The organism is Streptomyces sp. AP-93, from assembly GCF_022808175.1.
Lineage (GTDB): Bacteria > Actinomycetota > Actinomycetes > Streptomycetales > Streptomycetaceae > Streptomyces.
In genome coordinates this window covers 79,137-96,792 of sequence record NZ_JALGBX010000027.1, presented here as the reverse complement: position 1 = coordinate 96,792, position 17,656 = coordinate 79,137, and the positions used below count along the sequence as shown (strand labels likewise).

Here is a 17,656-nt window from a genome sequence, read left to right as displayed (position 1 = left end):
ACAACATATAGCGCACTGGGGGGCTTGCGGCAAGGCCCCCTGCCTGGGGCAAAATCGCGGACCGAGGCCAGAACCTGCTGAAATGGGAGATTCACTCAGTGCGTGCGGATATGTCAGCTTATGGATCACACGGTTCCGTCGAGTCGATGACGATGACGACCGCCACCAGTGCGTTCGAACTTCCCGACCACCTCTCCCCCAAGGCCGACCCGGCTCTGATCGACGGCGACGAACGACATTTCGCGGCCGTCTCGCACTGCCTGGAGCAGACGATCGCCGAACTGTCCGACCGCCTGGAAGCCACGCGCAAGGCACCCGGCGGCATCGGCCGGGAGGCGATGGACCGCGACGCGGAGATCCACCGCCTGACCAGCCGGCTGCGCACCCTGCGGCGCTTCGGGCTGGACCTGTGCCTCGGGCACATAGTGCCCGCCGACGGTTCCGATCCCGTGTACATCGGGCGCCTCGGCCTCACCGACAGCACCGGGAACCGGCTGCTGCTGGACTGGCGCTCCCCCGCGGCCGAGCCCTTCTTCGCGGCGACGCACGCCGTCCCGATGGGCCGGGCCAGCCGTCGCAGGTACCGCTGGACCCGCGGCCGGATCAGCGACTACTGGGACGAGGTCTTCGCCTCCGACGGCCTCGAAGGGCGCGCCGCGCTCGACGACCAGTCCGCCTTCATCGCCAGCCTCGGCGGCAACCGGTCGGCCCGGATGCGCGACGTGCTCGCCACCATCCAGACCGACCAGGACGCCATCATCCGGGCCGGATCCCGGGGCGCCCTCGTCGTCGACGGCGGTCCGGGTACGGGCAAGACCGTCGTCGCCCTGCACCGCACCGCCCACCTGCTCTACTCCGACCCCCGGCTCGGGCACCGTCGCGGCGGCGTGCTGTTCGTCGGTCCGAGCCGTCCCTACCTGGCCTACGTCTCGGACGTGCTGCCCAGCCTCGGCGAGGAGGGCGTACAGACCTGCACCCTGCGCGACCTCGTCACCGAGGGAGCCGACGCCGGGGTCGAGACCGACCCGCGCGTGGCCGTCCTCAAATCCTCCGCGGACCTGGTGAAGGCGGTGGAGGCGGCGGTCCGCATCTACGAGGAGCCGCCCGCCGAGGGGATGAGGGTCTCCAGCCACTGGTCCGACATCTGGCTGGGCGCCGACGACTGGGCGGCCGCGTTCGAGGCGGTGGAACCGGGCACCCCGCACAACGAGGCGCGCGACCAGATCCGGGAGGAGCTGCTCACGATCCTGATGGAGAAGGACGACAGCGACGTATCGCCCCAGCTGCTGCGCCGTTCGCTGCTCCAGGACCGGGACCTGATCACCGCCCTCAACCGTGCCTGGCCGATGCTCGACGCGGGCGAACTCGTCGGAGACCTGTGGTCGGTGCCCGCCTACCTGCGCAAGTGCGCCCCGTGGCTCGGTCCCGATGATGTGGCCCTCCTCCAGCGCGCGGACACCCAGGCCTGGACGGCGTCGGACCTGCCGATCCTGGACGCGGCCCGGCAGCGGCTCGGCGACGCCGAGGCCTCCGTACGCAAGCGCCGCCACGAAGCCGCCGTCGCCGCCGAGCGTGCGCGCAGGTCCGACGTCATCGACCGGCTGCTCCAGGACACCGAGATCGACGAGAGCGAGGGCGCGGTGGGGATGCTGCGCGGACGGGATCTGCAGGACGCGCTGATCGACGGGGACGCGCTGCCCGGCGCCGAACCCGACCTGCTCGCCGGCCCGTTCGCCCACATCATCGTGGACGAGGCGCAGGAACTGACCGACGCCGAGTGGCAGATGCTGCTAACCCGCTGTCCGTCGCGGAGCTTCACGATCGTCGGGGACCGCGCGCAGGCCCGGCACGGGTTCACGGAGTCGTGGCGGGAGCGGCTCGAACGGGCCGGGCTCGACCGGATCACCATGGCCTCCCTCAGCGTCAACTACCGCACCCCGGAAGAGGTCATGGCCGAAGCGGAGCCGGCCATCCGCGCGGCACTCCCCGACGCGAACGTGCCGGCCTCCGTCCGCAGCAGCGGCATCCCCGTCACGCACGGCAGCGTCGCGGACCTGGCCGCGGTCCTCGGCGACTGGCTCGACACCCAGGCCGACGGCGTCGCCTGCGTCATCGCCGCCGACGCCGCGGACGCCCCCGCGTTCCCGGCTTCGCCCCGAGTCCGCACCTTGACGCCCACCCTGTCGAAGGGACTCGAATTCGACCTGGTCGTCCTCATCGACCCGGACACCTTCGGCGAGGGCATCGAAGGCGCCGTCGACCGCTACGTCGCGATGACCCGCGCGACCCAGCGCCTGGTCATCCTCACGAGCCCCTGAGCCGGCCCGGCCGCGTGGCGTCCGCGGGCGCTAGCGGAAGGCGCCGAAGGCCTTCGTGAAGGCCAGGGGCTGCTGGAGGATCGAGCTGCACGTCGCGTCGGCGTAGTTGACGACTCCGGCCGGGCACTGCTTGTCGCGGGTCGCGGACCACATCGCCAGCCTGCCGATTCCCTTCTCGCTCGCGAAGTCCACGAGCTGGGTGGCGTCCGCGAGGGTGAAGATCTCGCTCGTGACGTCGTTGACGCCGATCATCGGGGTGACGGCGACGGTCTTCCAGGCCGCCGCGTCGGAGAGGCCCAGTACTCCCTTGAGCTGGGCCTGCGTGGCCGTGGCGGCCTGGATCGCGTACCGGCCCATGTCGCCGCTGTAGGCGGGGCCGTAGTCCATGGCCATGATGTTGACGCCGTGGATCCGCACGCCCGCCTTCTTCGCATCCGCCAACAGGGCCACGCCCGGCTGGGTGAGGCCCTCCGGCATCACGGGCAGGGTGAAGGCCACGTCCAGCCCGGGGAGGGCGGCCTGGAGGAGGGCGATGGCCTGGGCGCGGCGGGTGTTGGCGGCCGTGTCGGGCAGGGCCGCGCCCTCGATGTCGAAGTCGACCTTGGTCAGCCGGTACTGGTCGACGACCTTGCCGTAGGCGGCGGCCAGCTCCTGTGCGGAGCCGCAGTTCAGGGCCAGTTCGTGCCCGGCGGCGCCGCCGAAGGAGACGCGTACGTCGCCGCCCTTGGCCCGCAGGGCTCCGATCTGCGCGGCGACCTTGTCGTTTCCGAGCTCGGTGACCCCGCCCCAGAGCGGCGCGCAGCCGCCGCCGGAGGTGATGAAGGCGAGGTGGAACTCCTTGACGCCGGTCTTGGCCGCCGTGTCGAGCAGGTCGTAGGCCGGGTGGAGGGAGGTGTCCACGTACGGCGCGAAGCGCGCGCCGACGGCCGGATTGCCGCTCCCGGGCGGGGTCGTGGCGGTGGGCGGGGTGGGCTTGGTCGGCGGGCCGGAGGGCCTGGGGGTCGCCGGAGCGCTCGTACCGGCCGTCGGCGCCGGCGTGGGCACGGCGGTGGGGGCTGCGGTCGGGGCGGCCGTGGGGCGTCCGCCCGGCGGGGGTGTCGTGCCTTGGCCCGCCGAGCACTTCGCTCCGTTGATCCGGCAGTCCGTCGGGTTGCCGGGGTGTGCGCTCGCACTCGTGACGAAGCCGATCGTGACGGAGGCTCCCGCGGCCAGCTCCTTGTTCCATGCCGCCGGCTTCACGGTGACGCGGCGGCCGCTGACCGTGTGCGAGCCGTTCCACAGGGAGTCGATCGTCGTGCCCGCGGGCAGGTCGAACTCCAGGGTCCAGCTGGTCTGCGTCCGGCTCGTGTTGTTGGTGATCACATACGTGCCGGTGTAACCGCCGCTCCAGGAGCTCGACTTGGTGTAGACCGCGCCGACCGAGGCGGCCTGGGCCGTACCCGTGAAGGCGAAGGCGGCGGCCGCGATCAGCGCCGCCACCGCCGTCCCGCCCGCGGCCTTCGCTTTCGTGCTCGTCCTGCGCCGGTGACCGGTCGTGCTGCCCATCGCGTGCCTGCCTCTGAATTGCTGGGGGAGTTCGGGGTTTCGGGGGGGTGGGGGTTTCCGGGTGCGGCAGCACGCTAGCCGCCCCGAAACGGACATTTGATCGATTCGGGGCGGTGGTCGCGAACCTTAGGTTCCACTTAAGGAAGCGATCGGGCGACCTTAAGACGGCCGGGCCGCCGCCACGGCCGAGGCGCCGTCAAGTCCACTGCGTGAACAGTCGGTTGATCTCCGGCACGAGCGGGGCCGATGCCGCATATGCTCCCTCCGTACCTCAATGCGAGGTACATCCGAACGCCTCGCGAGCCGTAAGGGGACCGCCCCGTGAGTGTCCGAATTCAACCCTCCTCCCAGGTCGACGAGACGGCCGAACTCGGGGAGGGGACCACCATCTGGGATCTGGCGCAGGTGCGGGAGGAGGCCAGGCTCGGACGCGACTGCATCGTGGGACGCGGAGCGTACGTCGGCCCCGGCGTACGGATCGGGGACAACGTCAAACTGCAGAACTACGCACTGGTCTACGAGCCCGCCGAACTCGGCGACGGGGTGTTCATCGGCCCGGCCGCGGTGCTCACCAACGACTTCTACCCGCGGGCCGTCGACCCCGACGGCCGGCAGAAGCGCGGCGGCGACTGGGAGGCGGCCGGGGTCGTGGTGGCCGAGGGCGCCTCGCTGGGCGCCCGGTCGGTGTGCGTCGCGGGGGTCCGGATCGGACGGTGGGCGCTCGTCGCGGCCGGCGCGGTCGTGTCGCGGGACGTAGCGGACTTCGCGCTCGTGGCCGGAGTGCCCGCCCGGCGCATCGGCTGGGTGGGCCGGGCCGGAGTCCGCCTTGTGGAACGCGACGGCGAGGCGGGCATCTGGGAGTGCCCGCGCACCGGCGCCCTGCACGACGAGACCGACGGAACGCTGGCCGAGCGCACCTGACGCAACGTCGGCAATTTGGGTCAATGGCATTTCCTCAAAACCACAATCAATGAACATCCTTGGGCATACCTTGTCCCTGTACACGGGATCTGAGCAGGCAACAGGCTGTGTTCAGTGGGGGGTTGTACACGACGAGGGCAATCGCAGACGAGGTGACGGCCGGCGCGGAACCATGCGCCCGTCCGCCGCCGCTCGTCCGCGCGCGCCCCGATCCGGAACTTCGCTGGAGGGGGATCCAGCGGGCCCGGACCGCTCGTGCCATCGGGGGATCACACCGTGGGCACGCGCACCGTCATGCGCAGTCCCCTCCGCCGGACGACGACCGCCGGGTCTGTCCTAGGAACGATTCAGAGGGGGTAGGTGTGTTGGAGCAGTACGGCTACAGCTCGGACATACAGGGCGAACAGGACGCGCGGGGAACCGGGGTGGGGAACCGGTGACCGCCAGACGATTAGAAGCACTGGCCCACGAGGACCCGTCGCTGCACGCCCTCGCCGAGCGGCTGCTCACACTGGCCGAGGCGGGGCTGCCCGAGATGTACCTGCCGGGCGCGGAGACCTTCGTCTTCACCCGGGTGGGGACCGTCTCCCCCGAAGGCGTGAGAAGCGTGGAACGGCGCGGTACCAGCACCCGGTACGCGGCCATCACCGCGCTGGGCGCGCGGTTCCTCCCCGAGGAGCGGCAGCACGCCCTCTTCGACGGCCGCACCGCCGGGGAGTTCACGGCGCTGCTGGTGGAACGGCTGCCGGCGGTGACCAACCTCGGCGACGCCGCGCTCATCGCCTGGGCCGCGGCCGAGACCGGCCACCCCAAGCTCGCGGACGCCGTGGCGAGGGTCGCCGAGCTGGACGTCCCCGGACGTCCGCAGTACACCGTGGAAGCCGCCTGGGTGCTCTCCGCCCTCACCGCGGCCCGGACCTCGGTCGACGTCGAGTACCGCCTGGCGGCCGCCCGCGACCGCCTGCTGGCGGCCCGGATCGGTGACGGCCCGCTGTTCCCGCACGCCACCGGGCCGGGGCTGGTTCCCGGGTACCGCTCCCACGTGGCCTGCTTCGCCGACCAGACCTATCCGCTCCAGGCGCTGGCCCGGCTGCACGCGAGCGCCCCGGACCCGCAGGCCCTCGCGGCGGCCGACGCCTGCGCCGCCCGGATCTGCGCCCTGCAGGGGGACGGCGGACAGTGGTGGTGGCACTACGACGCCCGCACGGGCGGCGTGGTGGAGGGCTACCCCGTCTACAGCGTGCACCAGCACGCCATGGCCCCGACGGCCCTCTTCGACCTGGCCGAAGCGGGCGGCACGGACTTCGGCGCCCAGATCCGCCGGGGTCTGCGCTGGATGACGGAGGTGCCCGAGATCAGCGGGCCCGACGGCACCCCGCGCGAGCCCATGATCCGCGAGGAGTACGGGGTCACCTGGCGCAAGGTCTACCGCGGCGATCCCGCCAAGGCCGTGCGCGCCGCCCGCGGACTCACCACCCGGGTCGCCCCGCGGGCCAGGCTGGCCCCGCTCGACCGGATCTTCCGCCCCCTGGCGGTGGACCGCGAGTGCAGGCCCTACGAGTTCGGCTGGCTGCTCCACGCCTGGCTCGGGGGGCTCGGGAGATGAACCACAGACAGTCCCTCTTCGGAGTGGCGCTCGACCCCCTGACCATGGACGAGACGGTCCAGCGCTGCCTCGACGCCGTGCGGCGCGGTGAGCAGATCGAGATCGGCATGGTCAACGCCGCCAAGCTGGTCAACATGCGCCGCGACCCCCGCCTCGCCGCGGCGGTCGCCGGCTGCGACCTGGTCCTGGCCGACGGCCAGGCCGTGGTGTGGGCCGGCCGCGTCCTCGGGGTGCGGCTGCCCGAACGGGTCGCGGGAATCGACCTGTTCATGCGGCTGCTGGCAGCGGCGGAGACCGCGGAGATCCCCGTCCACCTGCTCGGAGCGCGGCAGGACGTACTGGACCTCATGCTGGGCCGGATCGCCGAGCGGTTCCCCGCCCTGCGCGTGGCGGGCAGCCGCAACGGCTACTTCGAGGACTCCGAACAGGGCGAGATCGCCGACGCGGTGGCCGCGAGCGGGGCCCGCATGCTGTTCCTCGGCATGACCTCGCCGAAGAAGGAGATCTTCACCGCCGGCTACGGCAAGCGCACCGGCGCCCACGTGGTGCACGGCGTCGGCGGCTCCTTCGACATCCTGGCCGGCATCACCAAGCGCGCCCCCCTGGTCTGGCAGCGGATGGGGCTCGAATGGTTCTACCGGACCCTCCAGGAACCGCGCCGCCTCGGCAAGCGCTACCTCACCACCAATGCCGCCTTCCTCCTCATGACGGTCCGGGAACTCATCCGCCGCACACCGTCCACACCGTCTGCCGGTTCCGCGAACAGGAGTCACTGATGCGCGTCGTCGTCGTGGGACAGGGATACGTCGGCCTTCCGCTGGCCATCAGGGCCGCCGAGGTCGGACACCAGGTGGTCGGCTACGACGTGGACGCGCGGCGGGTCAAGAGCCTCGCCGCCGGCGAGTCGTACGTGGAGGACGTCTCCTGCGCACGGCTGAGCCGGGCGCTGGAGCTGGGCACGTACCAGGCCAGTGACCAGGCCCGGGACTGCGGCGGCTTCGACATCGCGGTCGTCACCGTCCCGACCCCCCTGCAGGACGGCGCCCCCGACCTGCGCTACATCGAGGAGTCCGCGCACACCCTGGCCCGCTTCCTGCGGCCGGGAGCCACTGTCGTGCTGGAGTCGACCACCTACCCCGGTACCACCGAGGAGCTGTTCGGCCCGATCCTGGAGGACGGTTCCGGCCTCACGGCCGGCGTGGACTTCCACCTCGGCTACAGCCCCGAACGCATCGACCCCGGCAACAAGGTGTGGGGGTTCCAGCAGACGCCGAAGGTGGTCTCCGGCGTCAACTCCCTCTCCCTCAAGGCCGTGGAGACCTTCTACGCGGGCCTCGTCGACACCACGGTGCCGGTGCGCTCCCCCAAGGAGGCCGAGCTGGCGAAGCTGCTGGAGAACACCTTCCGGCACGTGAACATCGCCCTGGTCAACGAGATAGCGATGTTCGCCCGCCACCTCGACATCGACGTGTGGCAGACCATCGAGGCCGCCTCCAGCAAGCCGTTCGGCTTCATGAAGTTCACCCCGGGCCCCGGCGTCGGCGGTCACTGCCTGCCCATCGACCCCTCGTACCTGTCGTGGCGGGTGCAGCGCGAGCTCGGCCAGAACTTCCGCTTCGTGGAGCTGGCCAACGACATCAACAGCCACATGCCCGAGTACGTGGCGCGCCGCGTCATGGACGCGCTCAACGCCAAGCGCCGCTCGGTCAACGGCTCCCGGATCCTGCTCCTGGGACTGGCGTACAAGAAGAACACCGGCGACGCCCGGGAGTCTCCGGCCGTACGGGTCTCCCAGCTGCTCCTGGACATGGGCGCCAAGGTGCGCGCGGCCGACCCCCACGTGGTGGAGAGCATCAAGGTCGACGCCCGCCTCTCGCGGGTGGAGCCGACCCGCAAGGAGCTGGCCGCCGCCGACGTGGTCGTCCTGCTCACGGACCACGACTCCTTCGACTACCCGATGATCACCGAGCACGCCTCGCTGATCCTCGACTGCCGCAACCGGCTGTCGGGACCCATGGTGGAGGTGCTCTGACCCGATGCCCAGAATCATCTGCGTGGCCGGGGCCCGGCCCAACTACATGAAGATCAAGCCGGTGATGGACGCCCTGGAGGGACGCGGCGCGGAGGTCGTCCTCGTCCACACCGGCCAGCACTACGACGAGTCCATGAACGACGTCTTCTTCCGCGACCTCGGCATCCGCTCCCCCGACCGCTATCTGGGAGCCGGGTCCGGCAGCCACGCCGTGCAGACCGGCCGGGTGATGGAGGCCTTCGAGCCGCTGCTCGAGGAGCTGGTCCCGGACGCGGTCGTGGTGGTCGGGGACATCAACTCCACCCTGGCCTGCGCCCTGGTCACCGCGAAGGCCGGGCCGCTGCTGGCCCACGTGGAGGCGGGTCTGCGCAGCCGGGACTGGAGCATGCCCGAGGAGGTCAACCGGGTCGCCACCGACCGGATCAGCGACTACCTGCTGGCGCCCTCCCCCGACGCCGCCGCGAACCTGCGCTCGGAGGGGTACCGGGAGGACCAGATCCACGTCGTCGGCAACGTCATGATCGACACCCTGTTCGCCAACCTGGAGCGGGCCCGGCGCTCCGACGTCCTCGACCGCTACGGGCTCACCCGCGGCGGGTACGGCCTGGTCACCCTGCACCGGCCGGCCAACGTGGACGATCCGGACGCCCTGCGCGGCCTGCTGAAGGCACTGGGCGAGATCGCGGGCCGCTGCCCGCTGCTGCTGCCGGTGCACCCCCGGGCGGCCGAGCGGCTCGCGGAGATCGGCGTACCGGGCGGCATCCGGCTGGTGCCGGCCGCCGGATACCTCGATTTCATCGCCCTGCAGGACTCGGCCCGCGTGGTGCTCACCGACTCCGGGGGCGTCCAGGAGGAGACCACCGCGCTCGGCGTGCCCTGCGTGACCCTCCGGGAGAACACCGAGCGGCCGATCACCGTCGAGCAGGGCACCAACGTCCTGGCGGGCACCGACCCGGACCGCATCACCGCCACGGTGCACCGGGTGCTCGACGATCCGCCCGCGCCCCGCTGCCCCGAGCTGTGGGACGGCCGCGCGAGCGAACGCATCGCCCAGGTGCTCCTGGAGGGCGGGAGCGCGGCGACCCGGCCGCGGCCCACCGACCTCGTCCCGGGCACCGTGCCCCTCGTCTAGGGCGGCTCAGTCCGACCACTGTCCGAAAGAAGGCTGATGGACCTCGCGGAGATCTGGCGGGTCATGCGCAGGCGCTGGTACGTGCTGCTGCCCGGGCTGCTGCTCACGGCCGCGCTCATCACCGGCGTGTACCTGCTGGTCCCGGTGGAGTACCGGTCCCAGAGCACCGTGACCCTCCTCAACTCGAAGAAGGCCACGGTTGCCTTCGACGGCAACCCGTTCCTGAGCACGCAGGCCTCGCTGACCGGCATGGCCGACGGGCTGGCCCGCAACCTCAACTCCGATGATTCCCGGGCCGATCTGAAGGCCCAGGGACTCACCGGCGTGTACGAGGCGAAGATCGCGGACAACGCCCAGGGGCCCTTCATGTGGCTGAGCGTCACCGGCACCGACCCGGCCGCCGTCCTGAAGTCGGACCAGCTGTTCACGGAGTACGCGCAGAAGCGGCTCCTGGAGTTCCAGGCCCAGCAGTCGGTGACCCCCGAGGCGATGATCCGCATGGCGACGATCGTGCCCCCGCAGAAGCCGGAGGCGCAGACGAAGACCCGGCTGCAGTACCTGGTCATGGCGGCGGCGCTCGGCTTCGTACTCAGCCTGGTGGCCACCTTCTTCGTCGAGGCGCGGCGCCGCAAGGCCGACAAGCCCGGCCGGCGCAAGGCCGTGCCGTCCGAGCCTGGTCCGCCCGAGATCCCCGGTCCCGGTCCCGGTTCCGGTTCCGGCGATCACACGGACCCGGTGGACCCCACGGCGACCATGGCGCTCAAGGTCCTGCCTCCGTCCGCCTTCCGCTCCAAGGCATCGAAGTGACCGCTCCCGCCACGGACACCGGCGCAGGCACCGGCACGGGCACCGAGGAATCGCCCGAAGCGCACTCCCTGGGCCGCAAGGTGGGGTCCGCCGCCCGGTGGAGCCTGGTCAACACCATGGTGATGCGCCTGGGCAACTTCGCCATGGGCATCGTCCTCGCCCGCTTCTTTCTCGGTCCCGAGGCCTGGGGCGTCTACGGGATCGCCCAGACGGTCCTGCTGGTCCTGCTCTCCGCGAACGAGCTGGGCGTCTCCCTGGCCATCGTGCGCTGGGAGGGCGACCCGCGCCGCTTCGCCCCGACGGTCCTGACCCTGAGCGCCGCCTCCAGCTGCCTGCTGTACGCGGTGCTGTTCGCGCTCGCCCCGGCGGTGGCCGGTGTGCTGGGCTCGCCCGAGGCCTCCGGCGTCCTGCGGGTGATGTGCCTGGTCGTGGTCCTCGACGGTCTGTCCCAGGTGCCCGCCGGCTTCCTCACCCGCGCGTTCGCGCAGGGCCGGCGGATGGCCGTCGACGCGGTCAACTTCGTGCTCAGCACCACGGTGACCCTGCTCCTGGCGATCCAGGGCTGGGGCGCGATGAGCTTCGCCTGGGGCGCCGTCGCCGGCAGCGCGGGCGCGCTCGTCGGCTGCTGCCTCGCGGCCCCGGGCACCCTGCGGTTCGGCTGGGACCGGGAGCAGGCCCGGGCTCTGCTCCGCTTCGGGCTGCCGCTCGCCGGAGCCAGCCTCCTCGCCCTCGGCGTCGCCAACGTGCCGCCGATGGTGGTGGGTTCGACCCTGGACCAACTGGCGCTCGGCTTCTACGTGCTCGCGTTCAACATCTCCGGCTGGCCCGTACGGATCGTTTCCGAGGCGGCCCGCCGGGTCTCCTTCGCCGGATTCTCCCGGCTGGCCGACTCCCCGAAGGCGCTGGCCGACGGGTTCGGCCGGGCCCTGGGCGTCCTGGTGACGGTCACCGTCCCGCTCTGCGTCCTGCTGGCCGGCCTCGCCGGACCGATCGTGGTGCTCGTCTACGGGGAACGCTGGGAGCCCGCCGCCCGCGCACTGCCCTGGCTGATGGCACTCGGCCTGATCCGCATCGGCTGCGAACTCGCCTACGACTGCCTGGTGGCCATCGGCCGGCGCCGCTCGCTGATCGCCGTACAGGGCCTGTGGCTCCTCCTGCTGGTTCCGGTCCTCGTGACCGGCGCCCGCACCGGCGGGATCGCGGGGGTGGCACAGGGTCAGGTCCTGGTCGCCGGGGCCGTCGTGGTGCCGGTGTACCTCTTCGCGCTGCACCGCGGCGGCATCCGGTTCGGTACCGTGGCGCGCGCCTGCGCCTGGCCCTTGCTCGGCGGCGTCGTGATGGCGGGCGCGGTCCTCGGCCTGGAGCAGCTCCTCGGCGACGGCGTCCTCGCGCTCCTCACGACCGCGGCCGCCGCCACCCTGTGCTATGCCGTGTGCGTCCTGCCCAGCTTCGGGTACCTGCGCGGCACCACACCGGCCGTCGCGGCCACGACGATCAAGGACTGACAGACCATGGCACGCGTGCGCAAACGACTGTGGGCCTGGCTGCTGGCCGGGTTCTTACTGGTCGCCGCCCTGACCCTCTACCAGGCCGAGCGGACGGGCCGCAGCGAGTCGGCGGCCGATTCCTGCCCGGAGAGCGCCCTCGAATGCCCCGGCCAGGAGAAGCCCCTCCCGCTGCCCGTGCCCACCGCCGCGCCCACCGACTCGCCGTCCGCGCCGGTCGGCCCGAGCCCCTCCGCGACCCCGGCGACCTCGGCCACCCCGTCGCCCACTCCTCCCCCGCCGGGCAGCAGTGCGCCGCCCGCGCCGGGCCCCGGCTGCGACGCCGCCTCGCCCGGCGCCTGCGGCTTCCCCGACGCGCGTTCCACCGGTCCCCGGATCGCGCTGGAGCGGCACGACACGGGGAACATGTCGGTCAAGACCGACGGCATGGTCATCAGAGGCTGGGACATCCGCGGTTCGCTGGACGTCTACGCCGACAACGTCACGATCATCGACAGCCGGATCACCTCGACCAACTGGTGGGGCGTCAACCTCCGTCCGGGCTTCAAGGGCCTGAGGGTCCTGCACACCACGATCACCGCGCTGCCGGGCAAGGGCCCCGACAACGGAGGCGTCAACTACGCGGTCTCCAACATGGGCGAGAGCTCCGTCGAGGTCGGCTGGTGCGACGTCTCGGTGTTCGGCAACGCCCTGTCCATGGGCCAGGGCAACCTGCACGACAACTACGTGCACGACATCGTCGCCTTCCGGAACCTCGGCGGGGAGTGGCAGCACACCGATGCCGTGATCAGCGGCGGCGGCAACAAGGGCCGGCTGACGGTCCGCCACAACACGCTGCTGAACTCCGTCCCCGTCGACAAGGGCGCCAGCGCGGCGCTCGGGCTCTTCGCCGACACCGGCGTGGTCTCCAACGTGGTGGTCGACGACAACTGGCTGGCCGGAGGGGCGTACGCGCTCTACGGCGGCGGCCCGGGAGCCACCGGCATCCAGGTCACCGACAACGTGTTCTCCACCCAGTACCACCCCCACAGCGGGCTCTACGGGGCGGTCGCCGCGTGGAACGCGGGCGGCGCGGGGAACGTGTGGCGCGGCAACCGCATGTCGGACGGGCGGCCCGTCGTCCCCGAGCCCTCCCCCTGACCACCGAGAGGACATGACATGCGCCGCATCGCCCGGGCCCCCTGGGAACTGCTCAAGCGGGCCTTCGGCTGGCTGGTGCTCTTCGAGGCCAGGAACAAGCTGCTGCTGGCCCCCTCGGCCCTGCGGCTGCGCCGCTTCGAGAACACCGAGACCGGCAGACTCGGCTCGCTCCTGGGCCGCCCTCCGGCCGCCCTGGTCGCCACCGTCATCGCCACCCACAGGCGCCCCGAGGCCCTGCGCGCGGCGGTGCGCTCGGCGCTGGCGCAGACCGTGGCCGACCAGGTGGTCCTCGTCGTGGACGACGGGGCCGGGCTGCCCGAACTCCCTTCGGATCCGCGGCTCTTCGCGGTGTCGCTGGCCCGGAACACGGCCACGGCCGGCGTGGTGCGCAACGTGGGGATCCGGCTGAGCCGGTCCCGGTACGTGGCCTTCCTGGACGACGACAACCTGTGGGAGCCGGACCATCTGGAGCAGGCCCTGACGGTCCTGGAGTCGCCGGGCGGACCGGACGCGGTGTACACGGCGCTGCGCAGGATGCTCCCGGACGGATCGCAGCGGGACGTGCTGTCGGTGCCCTTCGACCGCCGCCGCTCGGCGCACGAGGCCTTCCTCGACACCAACGCCTTCGTGGCGCGCCGCACCCCGGCCCTGTACTTCAGCCGGCTGCGGCGCACCCCCGAGGTCCTGCCCCGCGAGGACTGGGAGCTCGTACGCCGCTACAGCCGGCGCCACGAGGTCCGCCACCTGCCCCGGCCCACCGTCCGCTACCTGGTCAACCCGGAGAGCTTCTACACCGCCTGGGAGGGGCCGGCGCCCACCGGTCCGGCGCCCACCGGTCCGGCCCCCGTGGCCTGAGCCGGTCCGGTCAGGGCCCCGGGGTGGCGCGCAGGGCGGTCCGGCTGGTCAGGGCCCGCGCCGCGGCCCGGTTCGCCGGGCGGCCGAGCGCCGCGCGGGAGGTCTCCCGTAGCAGCACGGCCGCGTGGAAGGCCACGGTGGCGGGCGCCGAGTGCCGGCGGGCGTAGAGGCGTACGCGGTTGAGGGTCAGCAGGGTCCACAGGCGCGGGGAGACCTGCGACTCCCCGCCGAGGTGGACGGCCGAGGCGGCGGGTTCGAGGCGGGTGGCGAAGCCGTGGTCGCCGGCCCGCAGACAGTACTCGGTCTCCTCCGAGTACAGGAAGAACGATTCGTCCCAGGCTCCGCAGGTCTCCAGGCACTCCCGGGAGAGCGCCATCAGCGCACCCGACGCCCAGTCGGCGACCGTCTTGTTCCCGTACGCCGACGGATCGGTGACCAGCTCGCTCCACCGCGGGAAGCGTCCCGCGCGACGGTTGCCGATCACCGCCTCGCCGAGGGCCCGGGTCACCCGGGACTCCCGGCGCAGCGAGTGGTGGAGCGTCCCGTCCTCCTCGTACAGCAGCGGGACGCTGATCCCCACCCGGCCCCGGCCGGCCACCGGGTCGCCGAGCGCGCCGACCAGGAGGTCCGCGCAGCCCTCTCGCATCCGGATGTCCGGGTTGCACACCAGGGCGGCGCGGAAGCCGCCCTCCCATTGCGCGGCGGCCGCCAGGGCGGCGTTCACCCCGGCCGCGTAACCGGCGTTGCGGCCGGTCTCGACGACGGTGGCCTCGGGAGCCAGCGACCGGATCAGGTCCACGGTGCCGTCGGCGGAGTCGTTGTCGGCGACGACCAGCCGCCAGTCGACCCCTGCCATGCCCTGTGGCAGGGAGGCGAGGAACTCGGGTATCACCCGGGCGCTGTTCCAGGTGACGACGACGACGGCTACCGGACCGGCTGCATCCGGCCGGCCGGGGCGGTCGGCGGCTGGGGAGCCGGGAACTGCGCTGTCGCGGGCTGTGCTGTCGGAGGACACGGGGACTCCAGGGTTCGGGGCTCGGGCGCGGCGCGCCGGATGAAGCCGAGGTAGCTGCCTCCGGCGGCGATCGTCAGGAAGAACATCCCGGCGAACATCGGGAAGCTGAGGGCGTCGAAGGTGGCCGCGCTGACGAGGGCGACGAGGGCCGAGGCGAAGAAGGCCTGGCCTAGCTCCCGGTCGGACTCGTCGGCGGCGAGACGGCGGATGGCGCCGCCCTGGTGGATTCCGGTGAGGAACAGCGCGAGGAGCGCGAGCAGACCCAGCAGACCCATCTCCGCCAGGGTCAGCATGTACTGGTTGTCGGTGAAGAAGTAGAGGTCCGGGGTGAAGGTGCCCAGGCCCCGGCCGAACAGCGGGCGCTCCTCCAGGTAGGGCACGATCGCGCTGTACTTCACGGTGCGGGCCTGGGTGCTGCTGTCGGAGTTCGACACGAAGGACGCGAAGAGCGTGGTGATCGTGCCGATCAGTCCGGGGACCAGGACCTTGAAGACGGCCACCGAGCCGAGCAGCAGACCGAAGGCGGTCCAGCGGCGCTGCGGCTTCCACCGCGGCACCATCACCAGCACCACGATGAGCGCCCCGATGATGGAGGTCCGCGACACCGTCAGGGGCAGGGCTCCGCCCATCAGCGCCACCGGCGCCCAGCGGCGCCAGCGGCTCAGCTGCGCCCGGACCGGATCGAAGGCCTGCTGGATCGCGAAGGGCAGCAGCAGGGCGAGCATGCCGCCGAACTCCAGCGGCTGCGCGGTGGTCGAGCGCGGCCTGGTGAACGCACCGCGGTCCAGGGTGGTGATCTGCGCGACGCTCGACTGGAGCCCCGGGATGCTGATCTTCTCGGCGATGTTCGTCGCGGTGAAGAAGTCGTAGTAGCCGATGGCGGCGACCACCGCCCCCATCACGACGGCCCGCCGCAGCAGCACGTCCAGGCGTGCCCGGTCCTGGATCCCGGCGGAGATCAGCACCACCAGCGATACCCAGACCAGCAGTCCGATCAGCCCCCGGTCGGCGCCCAGCACCTCCTTGTGCGAGCTTCCCCGGGAGGCGTTCGCCAGGTACGAGGCCAGGACCGACACGGCCAGCAGCCACATCGCGACCCGGGGCAGCCGGGTGCCGGGGGCCGGTCTGATCCGGCCGGTCAGCCAGGTCGCCAGGTACCAGAACAGGGCCAGGAGCGCGAAGACGTTGGCCGGGGTGCCCACGCCGCCGAGGCCCGGCAGGGTCAGGTTCGAGGGGATGAAGAAGGCCAGCCCCATGTAGCCGGTGAGCAGGGCGGTGGCGTCCAGTTCGCGGTGGCGCGACCGCTTGCGCACGCGCGTCCGGTCCGTACCGGACGCACCGGCCGTCCCGGCCGCGGCCTCGGCGGCCTCGCGCCTGCGCCGGCGGCCCGCCAGCAGGCTCTCCATGACGAAGGAGGCGGTGAAGCCGGCGACCAGGCCGGCGATGATCACGGCCAGTACCTGCTGGTAGCGGGTCTTGAGCTGTGGTTTCGGGGTCTGCGGCAGCACCACGGGGGCCGTCTGCACGAAGTACGCGGGCTGTACCTTGGCCGCCGCCTGGAGCGCGTTGAGCTGCTCCCCGGCGAAGTCGGTGAGCGTACTGGTCTCCTTGAGCACCTTGTTGCGGTTGGTGCCGGTGACGGTCAGCGTGAGCATCGGACCCGAGGCGTTCGCGGCGAAGCCGACCGTGTAGGGGTCGGTCACGCCGAGACCGTGCAGGTCCCGCGCCGCGTCCGCACCCGACAGGGTTCTGATGAGCACGTCGGCGGTCACCACGAGCGAACCGCCCGCGTTCGCGATGGGGTTGCCGAAGGCGGGGGCCAGCTCGGCCACGGCCGTGGAGTCGAGCAGGGCCACCGAACTCTGGGACTGGTAGGACACCGGGACCGTCTGGTACAGCTGCACGCCCGCGAGGAGCCCGCACAGTGTGAGGGGCGCCATGACGTACCAGCGGCGCCGCAGTACCGCTGCTATCTCACCGATGTTCACGAACGCTCCCTCGCAACTGCCATGGAACCGTTGGCGTGTTGCCCGGCGTCCTGGGAAGATCGAACACGACGGAAGGAATCCTGTGTCGCCTGGTGAGCTGTTCCGCACGCTGCGCCGCCGCTGGTACGTGCTGGTTCTGGCGGCAGTGGTCGCGGCCGCCGGGGCGCTCCAGGTGCTCCGGCCCACCACGACCTACGTGAGCACGGCGATCGTCGTCCTGAAGCCGCCGGTGACGAGCAACCAGCCGAACCAGCTCGCCAATCTGCAGCCGCCCCTGGCCGCCGTCTCCCTCGCCGCCGTACAGCAGTTGGACTCCTCCGACGGGGAGGCCGAACTGCGCGCCGCCGGGGTGGCGGGCACCTACCGGCTGATCCCGCGCAACAGCGGCACGAGCGTCACTCCGCGCTATCTGATTCCCTCCCTCCAGATCCAGGCGGAGCACACGGACCCGGCCACGGCCGACCGTTCGGTGCGAGCAGTCGTCGAGGTCTACGGAAAGCACCTCTCGGACATGCAGGCCGAGCAGAAGATCCCGGCGGCGGGCCGGATGAGCATCACCCTGCTCGTACCGCCGTCCGCGGTGGCCCAGCTCGGGACCAAGAGCCGAGGACTGGCCGGGACTGCGGTACTGGCCCTGGTCGCCGGGGTGGCCTGCACCGTGTGGACGGACCGGCTCCTGGCGGGCCGCGCCCGGCGCCGGCGCGCACGCGCCGACGCCGCAAGCCCCGGGCAGGAGCGGGACGGGAGCCCCGTGCCGGCGGCCGCGGCGGCCCGCTGAGACAGCGGGCCGCC

At 72.0% G+C, this 17,656-nt stretch carries 14 protein-coding genes; 11 read left to right on the top strand and 3 right to left on the bottom strand.

What is annotated here, in order from left to right:
• Positions 1 to 146: 146 nt before the first annotated feature.
• Positions 147 to 2,318 carry an RNA polymerase recycling motor ATPase HelR gene (gene helR / locus MTF69_RS34675; RefSeq protein WP_243340347.1) on the top strand — a complete coding sequence of 724 codons (2,172 nt, stop codon included), beginning with the start codon at positions 147 to 149 and terminating at the stop codon, positions 2,316 to 2,318.
• 30 nt (positions 2,319 to 2,348) lie between these two features.
• Here helR and MTF69_RS34670 read toward each other — a convergent pair whose 3' ends face one another.
• Positions 2,349 to 3,863: a cellulose binding domain-containing protein gene (locus MTF69_RS34670; protein ID WP_243340346.1), complete on the bottom strand. Its 1,515-nt coding sequence runs from the start codon at positions 3,861 to 3,863 to the stop codon at positions 2,349 to 2,351.
• A gap of 321 nt (positions 3,864 to 4,184) precedes the next feature.
• On the opposite strand from MTF69_RS34670, the gene MTF69_RS34665 reads away from it, so the two are divergent.
• From MTF69_RS34665 to MTF69_RS34625, 9 genes are all read left to right on the top strand, one after another.
• Positions 4,185 to 4,784 (top strand): acyltransferase, encoded by a 600-nt coding sequence (locus tag MTF69_RS34665; protein ID WP_243340345.1) that lies wholly within the window; start codon positions 4,185 to 4,187, stop codon positions 4,782 to 4,784.
• 436 nt (positions 4,785 to 5,220) lie between these two features.
• Positions 5,221 to 6,390 (top strand): hypothetical protein, encoded by a 1,170-nt coding sequence (locus MTF69_RS34660; protein WP_243340344.1) that lies wholly within the window; start codon positions 5,221 to 5,223, stop codon positions 6,388 to 6,390.
• Entirely contained in the window at positions 6,387 to 7,166 is a 780-nt protein-coding gene (locus MTF69_RS34655; RefSeq protein WP_243340343.1) for a WecB/TagA/CpsF family glycosyltransferase, read from the top strand. Before MTF69_RS34660 ends, MTF69_RS34655 begins: the two co-directional genes overlap by 4 nt.
• Entirely contained in the window at positions 7,166 to 8,422 is a 1,257-nt protein-coding gene (locus MTF69_RS34650) for a nucleotide sugar dehydrogenase (RefSeq protein ID WP_243340342.1), read from the top strand. Before MTF69_RS34655 ends, MTF69_RS34650 begins: the two co-directional genes overlap by 1 nt.
• A gap of 4 nt (positions 8,423 to 8,426) precedes the next feature.
• Complete coding sequence (gene wecB, locus MTF69_RS34645) at positions 8,427 to 9,554, top strand: non-hydrolyzing UDP-N-acetylglucosamine 2-epimerase (RefSeq protein ID WP_243340341.1); 1,128 nt, start codon at positions 8,427 to 8,429, stop codon at positions 9,552 to 9,554.
• Positions 9,555 to 9,590: 36 nt separating this feature from the next.
• Complete coding sequence (locus tag MTF69_RS34640; RefSeq protein ID WP_243340340.1) at positions 9,591 to 10,361, top strand: chain length determinant protein; 771 nt, start codon at positions 9,591 to 9,593, stop codon at positions 10,359 to 10,361.
• Positions 10,358 to 11,866, top strand: a complete 1,509-nt coding sequence (locus tag MTF69_RS34635) for an oligosaccharide flippase family protein (protein ID WP_243340339.1) — start codon at positions 10,358 to 10,360, stop codon at positions 11,864 to 11,866. Before MTF69_RS34640 ends, MTF69_RS34635 begins: the two co-directional genes overlap by 4 nt.
• Positions 11,867 to 11,881: 15 nt before the next feature.
• The gene (locus tag MTF69_RS34630; RefSeq protein WP_243340338.1) at positions 11,882 to 13,006 is read left to right on the top strand and encodes a hypothetical protein; all 1,125 of its coding nucleotides are present in this window, start codon (positions 11,882 to 11,884) and stop codon (positions 13,004 to 13,006) included.
• An 18-nt stretch (positions 13,007 to 13,024) separates the two neighbouring features.
• Positions 13,025 to 13,861: a glycosyltransferase family A protein gene (locus MTF69_RS34625; protein ID WP_243340337.1), complete on the top strand. Its 837-nt coding sequence runs from the start codon at positions 13,025 to 13,027 to the stop codon at positions 13,859 to 13,861.
• Between the two features lie 10 nt (positions 13,862 to 13,871).
• Here the strand turns inward: MTF69_RS34625 and MTF69_RS34620 are convergent, their stop codons facing one another.
• Positions 13,872 to 14,876 carry a glycosyltransferase gene (locus tag MTF69_RS34620; protein WP_243340336.1) on the bottom strand — a complete coding sequence of 335 codons (1,005 nt, stop codon included), beginning with the start codon at positions 14,874 to 14,876 and terminating at the stop codon, positions 13,872 to 13,874.
• On the bottom strand, positions 14,786 to 16,864 hold the full coding sequence (locus MTF69_RS34615) for an O-antigen ligase family protein (protein ID WP_243340335.1): 2,079 nt from the start codon (positions 16,862 to 16,864) through the stop codon (positions 14,786 to 14,788). Before MTF69_RS34615 ends, MTF69_RS34620 begins: the two co-directional genes overlap by 91 nt.
• A gap of 82 nt (positions 16,865 to 16,946) precedes the next feature.
• Here MTF69_RS34615 and MTF69_RS34610 point away from each other — a divergent pair, with 82 nt between their 5' ends.
• Positions 16,947 to 17,642 (top strand): hypothetical protein, encoded by a 696-nt coding sequence (locus MTF69_RS34610; RefSeq protein ID WP_243340334.1) that lies wholly within the window; start codon positions 16,947 to 16,949, stop codon positions 17,640 to 17,642.
• Positions 17,643 to 17,656: the final 14 nt, after the last annotated feature.

Coding starts and splice junctions, on each gene's coding strand:
- helR (WP_243340347.1), top strand. CDS start 147: ATGACGATGACGACCGCCACCAGTGCGTTCGAACTTCCCGACCACCTC.
- MTF69_RS34670 (WP_243340346.1), bottom strand. CDS start 3,863: ATGGGCAGCACGACCGGTCACCGGCGCAGGACGAGCACGAAAGCGAAG.
- MTF69_RS34655 (WP_243340343.1), top strand. CDS start 6,387: ATGAACCACAGACAGTCCCTCTTCGGAGTGGCGCTCGACCCCCTGACC.
- MTF69_RS34650 (WP_243340342.1), top strand. CDS start 7,166: ATGCGCGTCGTCGTCGTGGGACAGGGATACGTCGGCCTTCCGCTGGCC.
- wecB (WP_243340341.1), top strand. CDS start 8,427: ATGCCCAGAATCATCTGCGTGGCCGGGGCCCGGCCCAACTACATGAAG.
- MTF69_RS34640 (WP_243340340.1), top strand. CDS start 9,591: ATGGACCTCGCGGAGATCTGGCGGGTCATGCGCAGGCGCTGGTACGTG.
- MTF69_RS34625 (WP_243340337.1), top strand. CDS start 13,025: ATGCGCCGCATCGCCCGGGCCCCCTGGGAACTGCTCAAGCGGGCCTTC.